The 20,736-nt window shown below is 70.4% G+C and carries 18 protein-coding genes; 14 read left to right on the top strand and 4 right to left on the bottom strand.

Features of this window, described 5'->3' with window-relative positions; all coding sequences use genetic code 11:
- Positions 1-87 precede the first annotated feature (87 nt).
- From rlmN to KDB89_RS09040, 4 genes are read left to right on the top strand one after another with little or no spacing between them, the layout of a single operon-like run.
- On the top strand, positions 88-1,227 hold the full coding sequence (gene rlmN / locus KDB89_RS09055; RefSeq protein WP_219080347.1) for a dual-specificity RNA methyltransferase RlmN: 1,140 nt from the start codon (positions 88-90) through the stop codon (positions 1,225-1,227).
- Positions 1,228-1,279: 52 nt separating this feature from the next.
- Positions 1,280-2,005, top strand: a complete 726-nt coding sequence (locus tag KDB89_RS09050) for a GntR family transcriptional regulator (RefSeq protein ID WP_219080345.1) — start codon at positions 1,280-1,282, stop codon at positions 2,003-2,005.
- Position 2,006: 1 nt separating this feature from the next.
- Positions 2,007-2,522 (top strand): ECF transporter S component, encoded by a 516-nt coding sequence (locus tag KDB89_RS09045; protein ID WP_219080343.1) that lies wholly within the window; start codon positions 2,007-2,009, stop codon positions 2,520-2,522.
- Positions 2,519-4,474 (top strand): ATP-binding cassette domain-containing protein, encoded by a 1,956-nt coding sequence (locus KDB89_RS09040; protein WP_219080341.1) that lies wholly within the window; start codon positions 2,519-2,521, stop codon positions 4,472-4,474. The genes KDB89_RS09045 and KDB89_RS09040 overlap by 4 nt, the downstream gene beginning before the upstream one ends.
- On the opposite strand, the gene KDB89_RS09035 is transcribed toward KDB89_RS09040, so the two are convergent.
- Positions 4,471-5,616 (bottom strand): hypothetical protein, encoded by a 1,146-nt coding sequence (locus KDB89_RS09035; protein ID WP_219080339.1) that lies wholly within the window; start codon positions 5,614-5,616, stop codon positions 4,471-4,473. The two genes, KDB89_RS09040 and KDB89_RS09035, sit on opposite strands and share 4 nt — an antisense overlap.
- A gap of 69 nt (positions 5,617-5,685) precedes the next feature.
- Between KDB89_RS09035 and gdhA the strand changes: the two genes are divergently transcribed.
- The 10 genes from gdhA (at position 5,686) to KDB89_RS08985 (ending at position 18,096) form a co-directional block, all read left to right on the top strand.
- A complete protein-coding gene (gene gdhA / locus KDB89_RS09030; protein WP_219080337.1) occupies positions 5,686-7,041 on the top strand; it encodes an NADP-specific glutamate dehydrogenase in 1,356 nt (451 codons plus the stop codon).
- A gap of 122 nt (positions 7,042-7,163) precedes the next feature.
- A complete protein-coding gene (locus KDB89_RS09025) occupies positions 7,164-7,493 on the top strand; it encodes a hypothetical protein (protein WP_219080335.1) in 330 nt (109 codons plus the stop codon).
- Between the two features lie 36 nt (positions 7,494-7,529).
- The gene (locus KDB89_RS09020; RefSeq protein ID WP_219080333.1) at positions 7,530-8,369 is read left to right on the top strand and encodes an HNH endonuclease signature motif containing protein; all 840 of its coding nucleotides are present in this window, start codon (positions 7,530-7,532) and stop codon (positions 8,367-8,369) included.
- Positions 8,370-9,003: 634 nt separating this feature from the next.
- Positions 9,004-10,344, top strand: coding sequence for an amidohydrolase family protein (locus KDB89_RS09015; protein ID WP_219080331.1), 1,341 nt, complete (start codon positions 9,004-9,006; stop codon positions 10,342-10,344).
- Between the two features lie 17 nt (positions 10,345-10,361).
- Positions 10,362-11,456, top strand: a complete 1,095-nt coding sequence (locus KDB89_RS09010; protein WP_219080328.1) for a glutathione S-transferase C-terminal domain-containing protein — start codon at positions 10,362-10,364, stop codon at positions 11,454-11,456.
- Between the two features lie 34 nt (positions 11,457-11,490).
- Positions 11,491-12,849, top strand: coding sequence for a GNAT family N-acetyltransferase (locus KDB89_RS09005; RefSeq protein ID WP_219080326.1), 1,359 nt, complete (start codon positions 11,491-11,493; stop codon positions 12,847-12,849).
- Positions 12,846-13,829 carry an ABC transporter permease gene (locus KDB89_RS09000; RefSeq protein ID WP_219080324.1) on the top strand — a complete coding sequence of 328 codons (984 nt, stop codon included), beginning with the start codon at positions 12,846-12,848 and terminating at the stop codon, positions 13,827-13,829. The genes KDB89_RS09005 and KDB89_RS09000 overlap by 4 nt, the downstream gene beginning before the upstream one ends.
- A complete protein-coding gene (locus KDB89_RS08995) occupies positions 13,826-14,695 on the top strand; it encodes an ABC transporter permease (protein ID WP_219080322.1) in 870 nt (289 codons plus the stop codon). The genes KDB89_RS09000 and KDB89_RS08995 overlap by 4 nt, the downstream gene beginning before the upstream one ends.
- On the top strand, positions 14,692-16,314 hold the full coding sequence (locus KDB89_RS08990; protein ID WP_219080320.1) for a dipeptide ABC transporter ATP-binding protein: 1,623 nt from the start codon (positions 14,692-14,694) through the stop codon (positions 16,312-16,314). Before KDB89_RS08995 ends, KDB89_RS08990 begins: the two co-directional genes overlap by 4 nt.
- Before the next feature lie 102 nt (positions 16,315-16,416).
- Positions 16,417-18,096, top strand: a complete 1,680-nt coding sequence (locus KDB89_RS08985) for an ABC transporter substrate-binding protein (RefSeq protein WP_219080318.1) — start codon at positions 16,417-16,419, stop codon at positions 18,094-18,096.
- A gap of 67 nt (positions 18,097-18,163) precedes the next feature.
- Here the strand turns inward: KDB89_RS08985 and purT are convergent, their stop codons facing one another.
- From purT to KDB89_RS08970, 3 genes are all read right to left on the bottom strand, one after another.
- Entirely contained in the window at positions 18,164-19,372 is a 1,209-nt protein-coding gene (gene purT / locus KDB89_RS08980) for a formate-dependent phosphoribosylglycinamide formyltransferase (RefSeq protein ID WP_219080316.1), read from the bottom strand.
- A 40-nt stretch (positions 19,373-19,412) separates the two neighbouring features.
- The gene (locus KDB89_RS08975; protein WP_219080314.1) at positions 19,413-19,928 is read right to left on the bottom strand and encodes a hypothetical protein; all 516 of its coding nucleotides are present in this window, start codon (positions 19,926-19,928) and stop codon (positions 19,413-19,415) included.
- Between the two features lie 103 nt (positions 19,929-20,031).
- The gene (locus tag KDB89_RS08970) at positions 20,032-20,736 is read right to left on the bottom strand and encodes a phosphotransferase (protein ID WP_219080312.1); all 705 of its coding nucleotides are present in this window, start codon (positions 20,734-20,736) and stop codon (positions 20,032-20,034) included.

Here is a 20,736-nt window from a genome sequence, read left to right as displayed (position 1 = left end):
CCTCGACGATGCGGCCTTCCGGGGCTCCTCGCGTACAATGGCTTGTCGCCGTTCGGCGGAACCTCCCGAGGAGAGCCTGAGTTTTTCATGACCGGCACCATGCTGCCCATCGTCTTCGACCCGCCCATGCGCGGTAAGCCGCCGCGCCACTGGTTCGACCTCACGCACGACGAGCGCGTCGACGCCACCGTCCGCCTCGGGCTCCCGAAGTTCCGTGCAGACCAGATCTCCCGCCACGTCTTCGACCGCCTCGAGGACGACGCCACCCGCTTCACCGACATCCCGGCCGCGATCCGCGGCGAGCTCGGCGAGCAGCTGTTCCCCGAGCTCCTCGAGAGGGTGACCCAGCGCGCCACCGACGACGGTCGCACGGTCAAGACGCTGTGGAAGCTGTTCGACGGCTCGCTGCTCGAGTCGGTCCTGATGCGCTACACGCACCGCACCACGCTCTGCATCTCCTCGCAGGCGGGCTGCGGCATGGCATGCCCGTTCTGCGCCACCGGCCAGGGCGGCCTCAAGCGCAACCTGTCGCAGGCCGAGATCGTCGCCCAGGTGCTCAAGGCAGACCAGCAGCTGGCCGCGGGCGCCGTGCCCGGCACCACCGGTCGTCTCAACAACATCGTGTTCATGGGCATGGGGGAGCCGCTCGCCAACTATCGTCAGGTGCTCGGCTCCATCCGAACGTTCCTGGAGCCCGGGCCCAACGGGTTCGGCATGAGCGCGCGCGGCATCACGGTCTCCACGGTCGGCCTGGTGCCCCGCATCCAGCAGCTCACCGAGGAGGGGCTGCCGCTCACGCTCGCCGTGTCGCTGCACGCCCCCGATGACGAGCTCCGCGACGAGATCGTGCCGATCAACAACCGGTACAAGGTCGACGAGGTCGTCGATGCCGCGTGGGAGTACGCGAAGGCGACCAAGCGCCGGGTCTCGATCGAGTACGCCATGATGCGCGACATCAACGATCAGGTCGAGCGCGCAGAGCTCCTCGCCCAGGTGCTCAAGCGCCGCGGCGACTGGGGCTGGGTGCACGTCAACCTCATCCCGCTGAACCCGACGCCGGGATCGCGCTGGACGGCGTCGCGCAAGGCCGACGAGAAGGCGTTCATCGAGACGCTCGAGCGCCGCGGCGTGCCCGTGACCCTGCGCGACACGCGGGGCCAGGACATCGACGGCGCCTGCGGCCAGCTGGCGGCCAAGAACACCCCGGAGCCACAGCCGGCCGCCTGATCGGCACCCCGCCGTCGCGTCGGGGCGGCACCGGAGTATGGTTCGAACCAATATGAACCAATTGACCTCCGATCACGAGTCCCGTCGCGCGGCCGAGCGCATCCGGCTGCGCGTGGCCGGCCTGGCCCCGGGTACCCGACTGCCTCCCGAGCGCGAGCTCGCCGACCAGCTCGGCGTGACCCGGACCCTGCTGCGTCACGTGCTCGCCGACCTCGCTGACGAGGGCCTCGTCACGCGGCGCCAGGGGGCCGGCACCTTCGTCTCCCAGGCGCCCGCCACCGTCGCCTCCGGCCTGTCGCAGGAGCTGTCCCGGCACGGCCTCACCTCGACGGTGCGCCTGCTGTCCGTGGACCGGGCACCCGCACCGGCAGGGGGACCGATGACCGGAGAGGTCACCGTGCTCCGGCGGACCAGGGACGTCGCAGCCACGACGGTGTCCTACGAGACCTCGCTGGTCCCCGGGGACGTCGACCTCGACGTCGAGGCCGTCGCCCACGGCTCCCTCTACGCCCAGCTGGCGCGACTGGGGCTCGCCCCCGTCGTCGCCCGCGAGCAGCTGACAGCGGTCGTCGCCGACGACGAGGCGGCCGCCGTCCTCGGGTGCAGGACCGGAGCCCCGCTCCTGCGCGTCCGCCGGATCGGCAGCGCCGCCTCCGGGCGGATCGTCGAGGACGTCGTCACCCTGCTGCGCGGCGACCGCTTCCGGCTCGCCACGGGCGCCGACGGCCAGGGTGGCCTCGCGTCCATGCTCACCTACACCCATCCAGATCAGGACTGACATGACCACTGCCACCACCCACCGACCCGTCGCCCCCGCCGTGCGCATCGCCCGCGTCGCGATCCTCATCGCGCTCAGCGCCGTCGGGGCGCTGATCAAGATCCCCAGCCCCGTCGGCACCGTCGCGTTCGACGCGGCCCCGGCCTTCGTCGCCGCTTTCGCGTTCACCATGCCCGAGGCGGCGCTCGTCTCGTTCCTCGGCCACCTGTTCACCGCCGCCACGAGCGGGTTCCCCCTGACGGTGCCGGTGCACCTGATCGTGGCGGCCATGATGGTCGTCGCCGTGCTCGCCGGCGGCTGGCTCGCGCGCCGCGTCAACCTATGGCTCGGCGTGGTCGTGGCCGTCGTCGTCAACGCGGTCGTCGCTCCGCTGGTGCTCGTCCCGATGTTCGGCTGGGGCTTCTTCATCGGGTCGCTCGTGCCCCTGCTGGTCGGGGCGGCCGCGAACGTCGCCGTCGGCGTGCTCGTCGCCAGGGCACTCGCGGCGGCGGGGCTCGCGGAGACGCCGACGAAGTGACCCTGGTCGAGGGCCTCACGGTCGACTTCGACGACGCCCGCGCGCTGGATGACGTGACCGTCGAGCTGGCCGCTGGCGGGTCGGTGGTCGTCCTGGGTGCCGCCGGTGCCGGGAAGAGTACCCTCGCGCGGACCGTCGTGGGGCTGATTCCCGACCTGACGCCCGCCGCCGTCGCCGGTCGCGTGGACCGGCCCGACGTCGTGGGCTTCGTCCCGCAGGACGCGGCCGCCGCGCTCATCGAGCCGCGCGTCGGCGACGACGTGGGGTATGGGCTACCGGCCGACGTGGCGGAGACGGCCGTCGCCGCGGCGCTGGCACGCGTCGGCATGGCCGGGTTTGAGGATCGTCTCACCGGGCAGCTCAGCGGAGGCCAGGTGCAGCGCGTCGCGATCGCGGGGGCGCTCGCCCGGGACGCCGACCTGGTCGTGCTCGACGACCCCACCTCCGAGCTGGACGCCGAGGGGCGTCGCTCGGTCCTCGACGCGCTGGCCGGCGTCTCGTCGCTCGTCACGACGCAGGATCCGGTGGTCGCGGCGGCGGCCGACCGCGTGATCGTCCTCAGCAGTGGCCGCGTCGCCTACGACGGGACGCCCGGGCGGCTGTACGTCGACGCGGACCGGTGCCGGGGCCTCGGCCTGCGGGTCCCCGCGGCCGGCGGCCTGCGGGAGCGGCTCGCCCTGCCCTCCGCAGCAGACCCGGGTGCCCCGGTCGCGCGCGTGTCGGGACTCGACTTCACCTACCCGAACGGGGTCCGGGCGCTGTCCGGCGCCGACCTGACCGTGGCGCGCGGCGAGGTCGTCGCGCTGCGGGGAGACAACGGGTCGGGCAAGTCCACGCTCGCGCGCTGCCTCGCCGGCCTGCTCGACGGCGGCGACGCCGTGCGCGTCGATGGTCTCGTCGCGATGGTCTTCCAGGACCCGGACGCGCAGCTGTTCGCCTCGACGGTGCGGGAGGAGGCGGGCTACGCCGCCCGCTGTCAGGGTGCCACGCCCGACGAGGTCAGGGCGCGCGTGGACCGGGCGCTGGCCGCGCTCGGGTTGGCCGGCGAGGCGGAGCTGCATCCCATGCGGCTGTCCCGCTCGGCGCGACAGCTGGTGGCCGTCGCCTCGGCGCTCGCTGCCGGCCCGGACCTGCTGATCCTCGACGAGCCGACCGCCGGCCTGGACGCCGCCTCCTTCGACGCCGTCGCTCGCGCGATCGCCGCCGCGGCCGCCGGGGGAGCGGCGGTGCTGCTCGTCACGCACGACGAGGAGCTCGCCTCGCTGGCCACCCGCGTCGTCACCCTGACCGCCCCCGCGCAGTCGGCCCCGGAGGCCGGGACCGCGAGGGCCGAGGTCGCACCCACCCGGCGCCCCTGGGACCCGCGGCTGGTCGCCGCGACCCTGCTCGTGGTCGTCGTCGCGCTGGCGCTGCTGAGCTCGTGGCAGGTTCTTGGCGCCATGCTCGTGGCGGGGTTGGTCGCGCTCGCGCTGACCGCCGGCGGGGCGTCGCGCCTCCGGTCGGCGCTGCTGCCGATCCTCCCGCTCGTCGCCCTGATCGGCGTCTTCGGCTACCTGTTGCCCCCGACCTTCGCGACCAACCCGCTCGCCTACGCCGCGTCGCTGGTGCTGAGGCTGCTGGCCATGCTCACGTGGACGCTGTGGGCGCTGGCGCGGTTCGACGCGGAGCGGGCGATCGCGCTGGCCCGCGCGTCCCGGTTGCCGACGCAGCTGGTCCTCGTCGTCACGATCGCCGTGCGGTTCATCCCGACGCTGACCGCACGCCTCGATCAGATCCGCCAGGCCCAGCGGTCGCGCGGCGCCCGCCTGGACGGCGGCCCGGTGCAGCGGACCAGGTCGCTGCTCAGCGTCCTGATCCCGCTGTTCGTCGGCGCGATCCGCACGTCGAACGACCTCGCAGCGGCGCTGGTGGTCCGCGGCGTCGCGTCGGGCGGCAGAGCCAGGGAGCGCTAGACCCAGCCCTGGTCGCCGTCGTCGTCCTCCACGCGGCGCCATGGGACGGCCTCGCCGTCGATGTCCGTGAGGTCGGTGAGCCAGTAGGTGGCGTCCGGGTTCCATCCCGCGATCAGGCTGCAGGCGGGATCACCCGGCACGGCTCCCTCGACGGGGATCGCCCGTCCGGCCGCGGACAGGTACCCGGCGTAGCTCAGGTGCACCGCGTCGTAGTGCTCGGCGACCGCGGCCCAGTCCGGGACCAGCCAGCGCCCCGCCCACCCCGGCTCGAGGACACCGCCCGTGGCGCGGTACCAGTCGTGGCGCCGCAGGGCGGTGACCTCGAAGGGGTACGCGCGGCAGAGCGACGCCCAGTCTCCGGGTCCGTCGATCTCGAGGACGCGTGCGTCGAGGGGGAGCGCCACGTGCCGCGCGGTGGCCCGGTCCCACCCGAGGGCGTCCTCGACGAACCACAACCCCGACGGGGTTGCGTCGAACAGCTCCCCGCAGGTCACGGGCAGCCCGTGCGGGGGAGTCGACCACCACTCGCCGGTCCAGTTCGCGGCCGGGTCTGCCGGGCGCTCTCGCCTGGCCACGGCCTCCTCCTCCGAGACCGCGTCGCGCCACGTCGCCAGCACCGCGACAGCCGGGCGGGGCGGCGGATCCTGCGCCTCCTGCCAGTCCAGGATCACCTGCCGCCCGGGCTCGAAGCCCCCGGCCAGCCAGGCGGACCCGGGCGCGGCGCACAGCCGGTCCGCAACGCGTCGCAGGGCCTCCCTTACGGCCGGGTCCGCGCACAGCAGGTCGTCGCCGTCCGGCCCCTGCCAGTACATGGCCGCGTCGACGGAGCTGGCCAGGCACGACCGCAGCAGCTGGGGGGTGGGCGTCGACAGGGGCGAGGTCTCGAGCGCGGCGGCGACGTCTGCCGGCATGGCCGACGGGATCTCCTCCGGGTCCACGGGCGGCCATCCGAATCGCGTGACGGACCGGCCGGCCAGCTTCGCCAGTCGATAGCTGGCGTCGAAGGCGGCGGAGCCGAGCGGGTGCCTGTCCGCGACGTCGGCCTCCCTCCCGAACTCCTGGGCGAAGTCGAGCAGCATCCTGCGGCCGCGAGGGCCGGCGAGCAGCTGGTCGGCGGAGATCCCACGGCGGGTGGTCGTCATGGCCCGATGCTAGTGGGATCACCGCGACCCCAGTAGTGTGGCGGCGAATGTCCAACCCCGAGGAGTTACATGTTCACGAAGTCCACCGCGCTCGACCAGCTGGAGGCCATCTACGGGGAGGTCATCGGCCGAAATCCCGGGGAGGCCGAGTTCCATCAGGCCGTGCGTGAGGTCTTCGACAGCCTCGCGCCGGTGGTGCAGCGGCACCCGGAGTACCTGGACATGAAGATGCTGGAGCGGATCTGCGAGCCGGAGCGGCAGATCATCTTCCGCGTGCCGTGGACCGACGACAAGGGCGAGGTCCACATCAACCGCGGCTTCCGCGTCGAGTTCAACTCCGCGCTCGGCCCCTACAAGGGCGGCCTGCGGTTCCACCCCAGCGTCTACCTGGGCGTCATCAAGTTCCTCGGCTTCGAGCAGGTCTTCAAGAACTCCCTGACCGGGCTGCCGATCGGCGGCGGCAAGGGCGGCTCCGACTTCGACCCCCGCGGCCGCTCCGACGGTGAGGTCATGCGGTTCTGCCAGTCGTTCATGACGGAGCTGTACCGCCACATCGGCGAGTACACGGATGTGCCGGCGGGCGACATCGGCGTCGGCGGTCGCGAGATCGGCTACCTGTTCGGTCAGTACAAGCGCATCACCAATCGCTACGAGTCCGGCACGCTGACCGGCAAGGGCCTGGCCTGGGGCGGATCGCTGGTCCGCACGGAGGCCACCGGCTACGGCACCGTCGTGTTCGCCAGCGAGATGCTCGCCACCCGCGGCGACTCCTTCGAGGGCAGGCGCGTGACGGTCTCCGGATCCGGCAACGTCGCGATCTACGCGATCGAGAAGGTCCACCAGCTCGGTGGCAGGGTCGTCGGCTTCTCCGACTCCAGCGGCTACGTCGTCGACGAGGCAGGTGTCGACGTCGGCCTGCTCAAGCAGATCAAGGAGGTCGAGCGCGGCCGCGTCGCCGACTACGCCGACCTGCGTGACTCCGCGACGTTCTCCGACCGCGGCTCCATCTGGGACGTCCCCGTCGACGTCGCGCTGCCCTGCGCGACGCAGAACGAGCTCAACGGGCCGCAGGCCGCCGCGCTCGTGAAGAACGGCGTCATCGCGGTGGCCGAGGGCGCCAACATGCCCACCACGCCGGAGGGCATCCGCACCCTGCAGGCCGCCGGGGTGCTGTTCGCGCCAGGCAAGGCGGCGAACGCGGGCGGCGTCGCCACGTCGGCCCTGGAGATGCAGCAGAACGCGTCGCGCGACTCGTGGAGCTTCAAGCACACCGAGGCCCGCCTGACGGAGATCATGCAGGGCATCCACGAGACGTGCGCCGCGACGGCCGACGAGTACGACGCCCCCGGCGACTACGTCGTCGGCGCCAACATCGCCGGCTTCACCAAGGTCGCTGACGCCATCGCCGCCTTCGGCCTGATCTGAGAGCCGACCTCGGCAATAGGTAGGCGCCGCCCACCCGGGCGACTGCCGGACCGGCCGGACTTTGAACGGTTTTCGGGGGTGAGAACCCTTCTCCCTGGATTCGTACGGGTGTATGATTAAGTATGGATTCGTTGGGTGACGCCGGAGCGGACGCGTGGGAGGTTGCCTCCCGTCGTGCTGGCGTCATCGCGGGCCAGGTCGCCCAGCTGAATGCCGATCTGGTGGATCTGATGGTCGAGGTGCTGGAGACCAACTGCTGGTCCGGTGGCGGGATCAGATCCCCTGAGCATTGGCTGCACTTGATGACCGCCGTCTCACCCTCCCGCGCCGCCGACATCGTGGCGGTGGCGCGTCGGAAGGGCGACTTCCCTGGGTTGGAGGCCCGGCTGGCGCGGGGGACGGTGAGTCTTGATCGGTTGGTCGTCGTGGCGCGCCATGTGCCGGCCGAGTAGGCCGAATCGGTCACCGAGTTCGTGCAGGCCGCGACCGTGTCCCAGCTACGCCGCGTGTTGCCGAAGTACCTGTTCGAGCCCGGCACCCCGGGACCGGTCGAGGATCCTCCCGAGCCCGTGGCGCCGGTCGATGACGCACCGAGACTGCAGATGAGTCTGACCGATGGCCGGTTCGTGCTGCGGTTCGACGCGAACCCCCTGGACGGGGCCCTGGTGGAACAGGCCATTCGGGAAGCCAAGGACGCCCTGTTCACCGCCGGCGACCCCGACGCCACGCTGGCGGACGGGCTCGTGGAGTGCGCATCCCGCAGCCTGCACCAGGCCGCGCCGGCGTCGCGTCGAGAGCACTACCGCGTCCTTGTCCACCTCGACGCCGACGGCAACGGCTGGATCAACAAACGTGGCTCGTTACCGTCACGGCTGATGAAGAAGCTGACCTGCGACGGGACCCTGAAGCCCGTCTGGACCCAGGAAGCGAAACCCGTCTCCGTGGGGCGCAGTATGCGGATCGTGCCCGAACGCACCCGCCGGTTGATCGAGGACCGCGACGGGGGCTGTCGGTTCCCCGGCTGCACCGTGACCGGGTTCCTGGAGAACCACCACCTGTTCCACTGGTCAGAGGGTGGTTCCACGGACATGGACACGCTGATCTCGCTGTGTTCCAGGCATCACCGGGAACACCACCAGGGAGAGTTCACTATCACCGGCGATCCGGGCACTCCGACCGGACTCAGGTTCACGAACCGCCACGGACTGCCCATCGAACGCGACATCCCCGACGAGATACCCCCACCCGATCATCCTCCACCCGAGAAGCAGCCGACCCGAGGCTGGATCATGGACACCACCTCCATCAACTTCCGCCCCACCGGCTGAAGCACCGACCGAACCCCCTCCGATCCGTGTCAGTGTGGTCGCGTCGGTGCGCGGTTGAGGGCCGAGGCCTCCCGATGATGGAGTCTCTCACCGCCCATCCGGTAGTCCCGGCGTGGGCTGCGGTGGGTGTTGGAAGGCCCTCGGCTTCGGGAACCTCACCCAGTACATCGCGCGGAGTCTGCTCGAAGCCGGCGGTTTCAGACCACACCTGCACCCCCATGTGCGATGAGCCGCTTTACCCTCGATCGTGAAGAGCCCCATTTCTTTTCCATCAATGAGACGGGCGTTGCGTTCCCGGTTCCTTCCTGCTAGGTTTCCCGTACAGCCACTTGAAGGGAAACCCATGAACGAGAGCATGCACGGTCGCTCGGCCGCCGCGTCCTTCGTCATGCGAATGAGCCCCTGCCGCTGTTGCTGTCGCTTCTGCTGACCCGCACGCAGCCACTGACACCGCTGTACGCCGGCCGGGTCTCGCACCCGCAGCCATCTGCTAGGTCCTGACAGACCACCTGCGCCCCCTGCCGGGCGTTATTGAGTCACCCCCATTGCGTCACGAATGCAACGTGCCCTTTTGCCGGCCGAATTGCGGACCCTGGGTGGCGACGCATTCATTTCCTCAGATAAGGACTTCGGCATGCCCGAATATGCCCATTCTCTCCGTGATGTCGATCCGGCTGCCCCGCGTGAGAGCCACGTGATCATCGCCTCGAGGGTCTTTCCCGCCACGGGTGCCGCAACCATCATCGACGGGGCAGTCGTCACCGACGGCGACGGCATCGTCTGGGTCGGTCCCGCCTCCGACCTGCCTCACCGCTGGGCGGAGCAGGCCGTCCACCATCCGGGCGCGACGATCCTTCCCGGCCTCATCGAGACGCACGCGCACCTTGGCTCGTACGCCCCGCGTCTTGACCCCCGGCCCGAAGGTGACCGGGAGGTGGCCCTCACTGCGCTGTCGTCGGCCGCCATGGCCCGTCAGCTCGCCTCCCTCGGCGTGACAACAGTGCAGAGCCTCGGGTCTCCCCACTATGCGGACGTCGCGCTCCGGGACGCGATCGCCTCCGGGATCCTCGCGGGTCCCAGGATCGTTGCCGCGGGGCCGCAGCTGACCACGACGGGCGGACATGCCTGGCGAAACGGAGCGGAGGTCGATTCCCTGAGCCAGATCCGAGCCGAGGTGCGGGCCCACCACAAGGCAGGCGTCGACGTCATCAAGGTGATGGCCACAGGAGGGTTCATGACCGCGGGCACCGCCCCGTGGAACGCGCAGTTCACCGAGGAGGAGCTTCGCACGGTGGTGGAGGAGGCCCACCGCCTCGGACACCACACCGCAGCTCATGCACACGGCACCGAGGGAATCCGACGTGCTGTCCGTGCCGGGTTCGACTACATCGCCCACGCGAGCTTCGTCGACAAGGAAGGGCGCACGGCATTCGACAGTGAGCTCGCCGACGAGCTGGCCCGCAACGGAACCTTCGTGGACGTCTGCAGCCCGCCGTCCTGGCCCGCCGTGGCCGGCGAGACGATTGCTCCTCGGGCAGGCGAGTTGTACCGCCACGGCGTCCGGTTGGTCACCGGTCACGACATCGGTGCCGTGATCCCAGCCAGCGCCTTCATCCACGGGCTCGAACAGCTCCACGAGGCCGGTCTGCCAATCACCGAGGTGCTCCTGTCGGCCACGTCGCGTGCCGCGGCCGCCGTCGGGCTGGCGGGCCGCACCGGAGTACTGGCGCAGGGCTACGCAGCGGACCTCATCGTCGTCGACGGCGACCCGACAGCTGACCTTTCCTCGCTGCGCAACCTGCGATTCATCCTCACCGACGGGCATCGCTTCATTCCGCAGGCCGTCGAGCCCTTCGATCCGAACCGCCTGCACTCGCCCGGCGGTGCAGGGCCACAGGAGGCCCGCTCCGCGTACGCGGCCGGTCTCAGACGCCGGCTCACACATCCCGATCCCATCCCTCAGCCCATCGCCTGACAAACCAAGGAGTACCGATGTCCACCCTGACCAATGATCTCGAGAATGACGTGCGCTCCCGACCGGCGCGCGTCTCCACCGCCTCGTTCCCGGAGACCAATGTCGAGCAGACGCCCGACGGCGCGTTCCGGCGCCAACGCAACTGGTTCACCGCGCGGTTCGGCGAGGGCGAAGGGAGGGTGATCCCTGAGGCCGGGCGCTACCTGCTGCTGGGCAACCCCGGGTGCGGCTGGAACCGCCGCCAGCTCATCACGCTCCGGCTGCTCGGCCTGACCGAGGTCGTCCCCTTCGTGCTGCTCACGGGCCGCGATGATCAGGGGTGGCGCATCGCCCCCAGCGGCAACGATCTCGCCCAGCGCTTCGGCAGCAACCTTCTCAACGACTTCTACCGCCGCACCGATCCCGACTTCCGTGGCCGAGGCACCTCGCCGACCGTCATCGACTCCGTCACCGGCACCGTCGTGACCAACAACTACCACCCGCTCAGCCTTGACTGGGAGACTGCCTGGGCACCGTTCCACCGGGCTGGTGCCCCGGACCTGTACCCGGAGGCCCTCCGCGCAGAGATCGATCTGCTCAACCAGCAGATCTTCGACGACGTCAACAACGGCACGTACAAGGTCATCTTCGCCACCAACCCCGAGGCCGCCCGGGCGGCGAAGACAGTGTTCGAGGCACGACTCGCCGACTTCGACTTCCGCCTTGCCTCACGCCGATACCTGTTCGGCGACCAGCTCACCGACTCCGACATCCGCCTCTTCGTGACGCTCTCGAGCTTCGAGCGAGGCTATCGCCCGGGGATCGCGCGGATCTTCGGCGAGGAGAACACGGCGCGGGTGCAGGACTTCCCGAGCCTGTGGGCCTACGCACGCGACCTGTTCTCCCAGGGACTCGTGGATGACCGGGAGCTGTACTTCCTCGGGCTGGTCCCCGGGCCGTCGGGGGACTATCTCGAGGGCAGCCTCCTCGTCGGCGACGCACCGCTGCCGACTCCCGAGGAGTCCCTGGCCGCATGGCGAGAGCCTCACGGGCGAGATGCCCTTGGCGGATCGCCGCTGTACTCCGGCCCCGGCGGTGGCGGCAGCTACGAGCTGTGGCACTTCGCCGACTGAGGCGTGACGGACCAACCATCGAGGAACTGAGGCCATGAACGGACAGGACACCACCCACATTCCGGAGGACCTGCTGCGGTGGGAACTCGGCGACGGGCGTGAGTTGCGGCTTGCGCGCACCGACGAGTTCTGTCGCATCGGCGCCCTCCTCCAGGAGGCGTTCACAGCCGGCTGCTGGGTCACCCCGCGCTATCTGGAGCACCTGGCTGACGTCGCGGGCCGTGCCGCCGTCTCCCACGTGTGGGTCGTGTCCGACTCCGCGGGCCTGCTCGGAGCCGTCCTCACGCCGAAGCCGCAGCACCACCGGGGCCGCCAGTTCACATTCAATGTGCTGGGAGTCGGACCCCGGGGGCGCGGGCTCCAGGTCGGCTGGGCACTGGTGGACCACAGCGTCGCCCTGGCCAGCGCGCTCGGGTACGCGGGACTCGAGCTGCGCTCCAGCCCGCAGATGACCGCAGCGCACGCGTTGTACCAGCGCTACGGATTTGTCCGAAGGCCCGAGTTCGAGACCGCGGTCGTCGACTCAGGCCAGCGGCTCTTCGCCTTCACCTACCGAGTCATCGACCCGGCGTCGACGACGCCGATCGCCTACCAGGAACCAGAGGTGGTCTGGGCCTTCCCTGGCCACCACGAGGAGGAAGCAGTGGACATCACAGAACTGAGGCCCATCGCCAGCAGCCCGCCCGAGCCCGGCGAGGACGCCACCGGCGCCCTGCCGCCAGGGGCAAGGGTGCGCATCGACCCCACGAGTCTGCGGGGACGCGCGACCGCCGCCACCCTGACCGTCACCGGGCGCGGTGAGCTGATCGACTGGGTCGATGACCCGACCGGAGACCCTCTCGTCGTCGTTGACGCCGTCCCTGTGCGCGCCGACCCGGCGCCGCTCTCACGCCGGGTCGCCTGGGGGACCCCGTGGTATCCCGCAGAGCAGGCCGCACGCGTCGACGTGGTCGTCGATCAGATCCGGAACGACCTGGTCGCCGGTCTGGAGGACGCGGTCTTCGCCGAGGACCCGGACACGCGCACCGCGGCGCTTCGCCTCTTCTACGCCCGCCTCGGCAGGCTCGAGGCGTCGCTCGACGGGCGGCTGTGGTTGGTGGGAGACACACCCTCCGTCGCGGATCTCGAGCTGCTCGCCGTACTCACTGCGCTGGACCTGCAACAGCGCGCCCATCTTGCTCCAGGCTCCGCGGCGGTGGCCGACTACCCACGCCTGTTCGAGCTCGGCCGCAGACTGCTCGCCACCGGGACCCTGCCACCCGAGATCCTCGCGGCGGTCGGGCTGGGTGGCACAGGCGCGCTGCTCTGGGGGGAGCCACGGCCTGTCGAGGGGATCGACGACCTGCGCGCTGCCTGGCTGTCGCCCGCGACCCGGCGCGAGGCCCTCGCATGACCGCGGTGCACCGGGCCACCGGACGCCGACGCGCAGGGAGGAGCCTCGCCTGGCTCATCCTGCATCGCCTCCTCGCCGCGGTCCTTGTCCTGTGGGTCGCGGTCACGCTGACCTTCATCGCGGTTCAGCTCACTCCCGGCGACACTGTCTCACTGCTCCTCGGAGAGAACCGCAACGACCCTGAGCTCAGGGCTCAGACGATCGCCCGATGGGGACTCGACCAGCCGGTATGGGTGCAGTACCTCACCTACCTCACCCGCATACCGAGCGGTGACCTCGGGATCTCGTACACCCTGCGCCGGCCGGTCGCCGACCTGATCGCCGCGGGCATCGGCCCGACGCTGCAGCTCACGGCTGTCGCCGCGGTTGCGGCTATCGTCCTCGCGGTGGTCGGTGCCGTGGCCACGACAGCAGCGATACCTGGCCTTCGTCGCGTCGCAGGGACGGTCGAGCTGGTGCTGCTGTCAGCGCCCCCGTTCTGGCTTGCGATCGTTCTGCTGTGGGGAGTCAGCTTCCAGCTCGGCTGGTTCTCCATAGTGGAGCAGGGCAGCTGGCAGGCCCTCGTGCTGCCCGCGGCATCCCTCGCTCTGCCCATCGGTGCCTACCTCACCCAGGTGCTGGTTGAGGGAATCGACCGGGCAATGGAGCAGCCGTTCATCACCACCGCGCGCTCGCGGGGCATCTCGCAGTTCGCTGCCCGGGCCCGCCACGCGCTCCGGCACGCCGCGATGCCAGCCATCCATCTCCTCGGTCTCATCGTCGGGTCGCTGCTCGGCGGGGCCGTGATCGTCGAGCAGGTCTTCGGCCGCCCCGGCCTCGGCCAGCTGGCCGTCGACGCGGTCACGGTCAAGGACATCCCCTTGATCCTCGGCGTCGCACTCGTCAGCACGGCGGCGTTCGTCGTGGCCTCCACGGCTGCCGACATCGTTGCTCTCTCAGTGGACCCCCGGACGCGCGTCGCGGCGGGAGTGTCCAGATGACCAGCCAGACGCTTCCCGTTTCCCGCCCCGTCACGCTCCGCAGGTTGGGCTCCTTCGGCCTCAGGATCCGGTGGGACGCCATCCTCGCCGCAGCCGTACTTGCGCTCACGTTCGTGGCGGTGGTCGCGCCAGGGCTCCTCACCTCGGGCGACCCGCTCGCCGCTGATCCTCTGGCGGCCCACCAACCGCCCAGCCTCGCCCATCCCGTGGGCACCGACATCCAGGGCCGCGACGTCCTGGTGCGCATCATCTACGGTGCCCGACACTCGGTTCTGATCGGGCTGGGAGCCACGCTCGTTGCGGTGCTGCTCGGCGTGTCGTTCGGGGCGCTGGCCGGCGTGGCCAGGGGGTGGATCGACCAGGCGGTGTCTCGACTCGTCGACGTCGTGGCTGCCTTTCCCGAGGTGCTCCTCGCACTGTTGATGATCGCCTTCACCGGCCGAGGCACGCTCAACCTCGTCCTCGCCCTCGGCGTGGCAGGGCTGCCCAAGTACGCGCGCATCATCCGCGGCAACGTACGGCTCGCCACCGCCTCCGGCTATGTGGAACAGGCCGCCACCTTCGGCGTCTCGCGGACCCGGAGTCTGTTCAGGCACGTCCTGCCCAACGCGCTCGGCGCGCTCCCGGTGATGATCACCATCGGCTTCGGAGGTGCGATCATCGGGTCCTCGAGCCTCAGCTTCCTCGGACTCGGCCCGCAGCCTCCCACCGCCGAGTGGGGGCTCATGCTGTCGGAATCGCGTGCCTACCTGCGCCAGGCCTGGTGGACCGGCGTGTTCCCCGGCCTCGCCCTCACCGCAGTCGTCATCGCGGCCACCGGGCTGGGCCGCCACCTCCAGACCGCATACGAGAGGCGCAACCGATGAACGCCCTGATCGAGCTCCGCAACCTCAACGTCACCTTCGAAACCCGTCGAAGGACAGTGCACGCCGTCCGGGGCATCGACCTTTCGATAGGCCGGGGCGAGGTGGTGGCGGTGGTGGGGGAGTCGGGCTCCGGCAAGTCCGTCACCGCCCGCACCCTCGTCGGGCTCACAGGGCAACGGGCGAGCATCACGGCCGACGAGTTCAGCGTGCTGGGCCGCGATGCGCGCACGTTCACAGAGCGCCAATGGCGCTCGGTGCGCGGCCGGCACATCGGGTTGGTGCTGCAGGACGCCCTCAGTTCGCTGGACCCGCTGCGGACGGTGCGTCGTGAGGTGGGCGAGGTCATCCGTGTCCACCGCACGGTGCCCCGACATCAGGTGGGCAGCGCGGTGATCGAGGCCCTCGACAGCGTCGGGTTCCCCGACCCGGAGCGACGCGCCGACCAGTTCCCGCACCAGCTGTCCGGAGGGCTCCGCCAACGGGCACTGATTGCGTCCGCCGTGGCCGGGCGTCCCGAGCTCCTTATCGCGGACGAGCCCACGACCGCCCTGGATGTCACCGTCCAGGCCCAGATCCTGACGCTGCTGCGTCGCCTCCGAGAGGAGGGCACCGCGATCCTGTTCATCTCGCACGATCTTGCGGTGGTCTCGCAGCTTGCCGACCGGATCCTGGTCATGCGCGACGGGTCCGTGGTGGAACAGGGCCCGACGGCCGGCGTGCTGGCCCATCCGCAGCACGAATACACCAGGCAGCTCCTGCGGGCGATCCCATCCGCAGCCACCCGCGGTCAGCGGCTCGGCCTCGTGCCTGACCCGTCGGGCCCGGCCCCTGAGCACGGTCCGGAGCACGGCGACCCCGTCGTGCTGAGCGCCACGGACGTGCGACAGTGCTTCAGCCTGCCCCAGGGTGGGAGCCTCGCCGCCGTCGATGGCGCAAGCCTGGTGGTCCGCCGCGGGCGCAAGGTCGGCATCGTGGGGGAGTCCGGGTCGGGCAAGAGCACCCTGGCCCGCGTCCTCCTCGGCCTCCAACGGCCGGACGCAGGCACGGTGCTTGTGAACGGGCGCCCATGGGGAGCCGACATCACCGACCGAAGGGCGGTCCAGTTCGTATCCCAGGACCCGCTCGGCTCATTCGACCCTCGCTACAACGTCGGCGAACTCATCGCCGAGCCTCTCCGCGGCGTGCTCAACGCTCAGGAGCGGGCCACGCGCGTCGAGGAGGTGATGCGCGCGACGCACCTCGACGCCGAACTGCTCACCGCCATGCCCCGCGCTCTGTCCGGCGGACAGCGTCAGCGAGTGTCCATCGCCAGGGCGCTGGCCCTCAGGCCGGCGGTGCTTGTGTGCGACGAGCCGGTCTCGGCACTGGATGTCTCCATCCAGGCCGAGATCCTCGATCTTCTCGATCAGCTCGTCCGCAGCACAGGGACGTCCCTGGTGTTCATCTCTCATGATCTCGGCGTGGTGCAGCACCTGGTCGACGAGGTCCTCGTGATGAGCCACGGACGCATCGTCGAGGAGGGAGAGGTGACGAGGGTTCTCACCGACCCACAGCACCCCTACACGCGCGAGCTACTGGCGGCAGTGCCCCGGCTGAGAGTGAATCGGAGCGCTGCATGACGTTCGTCACCCGACGCATCAGGTGGCTGTGTACCCCGCCGCCCCGCAGGGCGGCCTCACCCCGCACCCCCGGAACAGACCACCAATCCACAAGGAACAACCATGCCCAACACCTCTCGCCCCCTCAGCAGACTGCACAGGACCGTGATCGTGGCCATCGGTGCCGCGCTCGCGCTTCCGCTGGCCGCCTGCGGTACCGGCCAGACCAGTCAACCTGCTCCGGCGGCTTCATCCGCTTCCCTCTCTGAGGGAGGCACGCTCTACTGGGCGATCGAAACGAAGCTGCAGACGGTCAACCCCCAGCGCAACGGCCAGGACAAGGCCACGCCCATCCTCCGCAACGCCTTCGACTCCTATCTGTACCGCACCGAGTCCGGCGAGTACGAGCCCTGGCTCGCGAAGGCGTACGACGTCTCCGGGGACGGCACCACCGTCACCCTGACCCTGCGTGATGGCGTCACCTTCAGTGACGGCGCGAAGCTCGATGCAGATGCAGTCGTCGCAAACTTCGACAAGATCACCTCCGAGGGCTACCTCACGTCGATCCCCGGCGGGCTTCGCTTCCTCAAGAGCTACGAGAAGACCGCGGAGGACGAGGTCACCTTCACGCTCGAGAAGGCCGACTCACTCTTCCTCCTCTACCTGTCGGCGACTGCATCCACCCCGCTGTCGCCGGACACGCTCACGCTCGACCAGAGTGTCCTCGAGTCCGGTGGCCCTGAACTCTCCGGCATCGGCCCGTTCACCATCGACGAGTTCACGCCCAACACGGAGCTGTCGTTCGCTAAGCGGGCGGACTACGAGTGGGCACCTGAGTCGATCGCCGGGGGGCAGAAGGCGGCTCACCTGGACGAGGTGGTCTACCGGACCTTCACAGAGGGCGCGACGCGCACCGGTGCGTTGCAGCAGGACCAGGTGCAGATCTCGTCCGATATCCAGCCGGTCGACGTCGCGGTGTTCGAGGACACCGACCAGTTCGACTACCAACGCAACTACGTCTCCGGGCTGCCCTACACCCTGTACTTCAACGTGTCCAAGGCGCCACTGAATGACGCTGCGGTCCGCGAGGCCTTCGTCAAGGGATTCGATCTCGACGCGATCCTCTCGGCCATCTACAACGGCGCGTTCGACCGGGCCACGGCGCCGATCAGCGCCCGCGGCCCCTTCGCAGACCCGTCATCGCTCGACGACTATGCCACCGACATCGAGGAGGCGAACCGGCTGCTCGATGCCGCAGGCTGGACCGAGCGCAACAGCGACGGGGTGCGGGTGAAGGACGGTACGGCTCTCACCATCCGTGCGGTATCGGGAGCGCCGTACGTCCGGGAGAGCCGCGACCAACTCAACATCGCCATCGGCGCGGCGCTGAAGCAGAACGTCGGAATTGACTACCAGTTCCAGATCGAGGACACCGGCACCGAGACGGCTCGCACCGAGGCCAACGACTACGAGGTGTTCGACAACTCCTACGGAGGCGCCGACCCGGCAAGCGGCCTCGATCTGCTCTACCACTCCGACCCGAGCCGCGGCTTCATCGCGAGGGGCAAGTTCCAGGACGCCACTCTCGACTCGCTGATCGACAACGGACGTTTCACCACGGACCTCACGACCCGTCAGGAGAACTACACCGAGCTCCAGCACCTGGTAACCGGCAACTTCTGGGTGCTGCCGCTGTACCAGACGCAGGACAACCTCGCGTCGAGCAGGAAGGTGCACGACATCACCATCGACCAGGCGACAGGCCAGCCGTTCGGCGCCTTCACCATCTGGCTCGAGAGCTGATCCCACGGCACTCCGACTCTGGCCCCGGACCGCCACCGGGCGGTCCGGGGCCAGAGTCGTCGCAGCATCAGGCGGAGGGTAGGTCGATGGTCAGATGGGCAGCGGCCTCTCGGGCGCGGGCGCGGGCCTCGTCGACGTCCGCGCCGCGCGCCAGCGTCACGGCGACGCGACGGCGACCCTCCACCTTCGGCTTGCCGAAGAGCCTGAGCTGCGTCGTCTCGCCGGCCAGCGCGGCGTCCACGCCGCCGAACACCGGCACCCCCGTGCCCTCCGCCAGCACGGCGCACGACGCGGCCGCCGGGGCCTCCGGGCCGCCGATCCGCACCGCACCGCCGGCGGGCAGGCCGAGGATCGCGCGGGCGTGCAGCGCGAACTGCGACAGGTCCTGCGACACCATCGTGACCATGCCCGTGTCGTGGGGCCGGGGGCTGACCTCGGAGAACAGCACGTCGTCGCCGACGATGAACAGCTCGACGCCGAACACGCCCCAGCCGCCCAGCGCCTCGGTCACGCGCCCCGCGACCTCCTGAGCCCGCTCCAGCGCGACGGGGGACAGCGCGGCAGGCTGCCAGGACTCGCGGTAGTCGCCGTCTACCTGCACGTGCCCGACGGGGTCGAGGAACGACGTGCCGCCCGCGTGGCGGACCGTCAGCAGCGTGATCTCGGAGTCGAACCGCACGAAGCCCTCGACGATGCAGCGTCCGGCGCCGGCGCGCCCGCCCTCCTGCGCGTAGGCCCAGGCCGCGGCGAGGTCGTCGGCCGAGCGCAGCACCGACTGGCCCTTGCCGGACGAGCTCATCACGGGTTTCAGGACGCACGGGAAGCCGACGGTGCGCGTTGCAGCGACCAGCTCGCGTTCGCTGTCGACGAAGCGGTAGGGGGAGGTCGGGAGCCCCAGCTCCTCGGCGGCGAGGCGGCGGATGCCCTCGCGGTCCATCGTCAGCTGCGTCGCCCTGGCGGTGGGTACCACGCGGATGCCGTCGGCCTCCAGCCCCGCGAGCACGGACGTGGCGATGGCCTCGACCTCGGGCACGATCACGTCCGGGCGCTCCATCATCACGACGGTGCGCAGCGCGATCGGGTCGAGCATGTCGATGACGTGGCTGCGGTGGGCCACCTGCATGGCGGGCGCAGCGGCGTAGCGGTCCACGGCGATGACCTCGGCCCCCAGGCGCTGCAACTCGATGGCGACCTCCTTGCCCAGCTCGCCTGCGCCGAGCAGCAGGACGCGCGTCGCGTCCGGGGTGAGGGGGGTGCCGATGCTCACATGCGTCATGTGCTCATCCAACCATCTGGCGACGCGCGATGCGTGGTTGTCAGCGGGTCACGCGCTGGCGCTGCGGCGCACGGCACCCATGCCGACGCTCCGGCGCGGTGGCGTAGCCGAGCACCGTGCAGCGGCGGGGCGTGAGGCCCGACGACGCGACGTGCCCACCTCGGCGGACGAGGCGGATGCCCGAGAGGTCGAGCGGGAACGTGGAGCCGACGAGGCGCACCCGGACCACCCCGTCGAGGGTCACGAAGCTCTCGACGACGCCCTCGCGTGCGGTTCCGGGGCGCAGCCGACCGTCGTAGGCGACGTGGTCTCCCACGCGGATGGGGGAGCCGGAGGCGCGCTCCGGGAGGGCCTCCAGGTCGGAGAGGTAGCGGTTCTCGTCGACGTCAGTCGACGGGAAGGGGCGGGACATGGCGGCCAGCTCGGTCGCCCGCGCCCAGCGGGTCGTGGAGCCTCCGGTCAGGCGCAGCAGCAGCCAGGACTGGTCGTCGCTGATGACCTCGTACTGGTCGGAGTTGTCGCGGAGCCGCACTGCAGAGCCGTGCCTGTTGGGCATCTACCCGGTCACCCTTCCTGACCTGCCGGTCATCGCTACGTCCCCCAGGATGCATCCTGCCAGGAACGGTCACATGCGCGGGGTCGGTTAAGGAAATTGCTTGTCAGAGGCCGACGGGGGCGGATCCCCACTTCTTGCGGTAGAACGCGATGCGGTCGGCGTCCGGCGCGATGCCGTAGGACTCCCAGAACGGCGCCTGGTGGCCCGGCCCGTAGTTCCAGTCCAGAGACCAGGAGGCGATCGCCAGGTCGGCCCAGCGGTCCGCGACGCCGAGGTCGCCGAGGTCGACGTGCCCCACGAACCGGCCGTCGGCGCCGATCATGGTGTTGGGGGCGCAGGCGTCGCCGTGCGCGATGACGAGGTGGTCGATGTCCGAGACGTCGCCGACCCAGCCGACGGGGCCGAACAGCGAGTCGTCGGGGTCCAGGGTGTGCAGCATCGCCAGGCCCTCGCCGACGGCGGCCGCCGCCCGGTCGGGCTCGGCCCGCCACCTGGCCGACACGGCCGACTCGCCGCGCAGCGCGCCCGTCACCAGCAGCCACTGGTCGCCGTCGTCCACGAAGTCGAACACCCGCGGGCACAGGTGCCGGGAGCTGAGCCAGCTCATCCGCTCGGCCTCGTCGATCAGGTCGTCGCGGGAGAACTTCGCGAACAGGTCCTTGGCGTCCTCGGCGACGAGCCGTGCCGTGATGCCGCCGTCCTCGTTGAGCCACACGAGCTCGGCCACCCGACGGCCGTGCGTCGCGGCCCAGCGGTCGATCAGCTCGGGAACCGGCGTGCCGGGCGGGGGAGCGGAGGTGAGTGCCAT

This window comes from Tessaracoccus palaemonis (assembly GCF_019316905.1).
Taxonomy (GTDB): Bacteria; Actinomycetota; Actinomycetes; order Propionibacteriales; family Propionibacteriaceae; genus Arachnia; species Arachnia palaemonis.
Note: the sequence above shows the minus strand (reverse complement) of the source record. Positions and strands in the feature narration are given on the sequence as shown.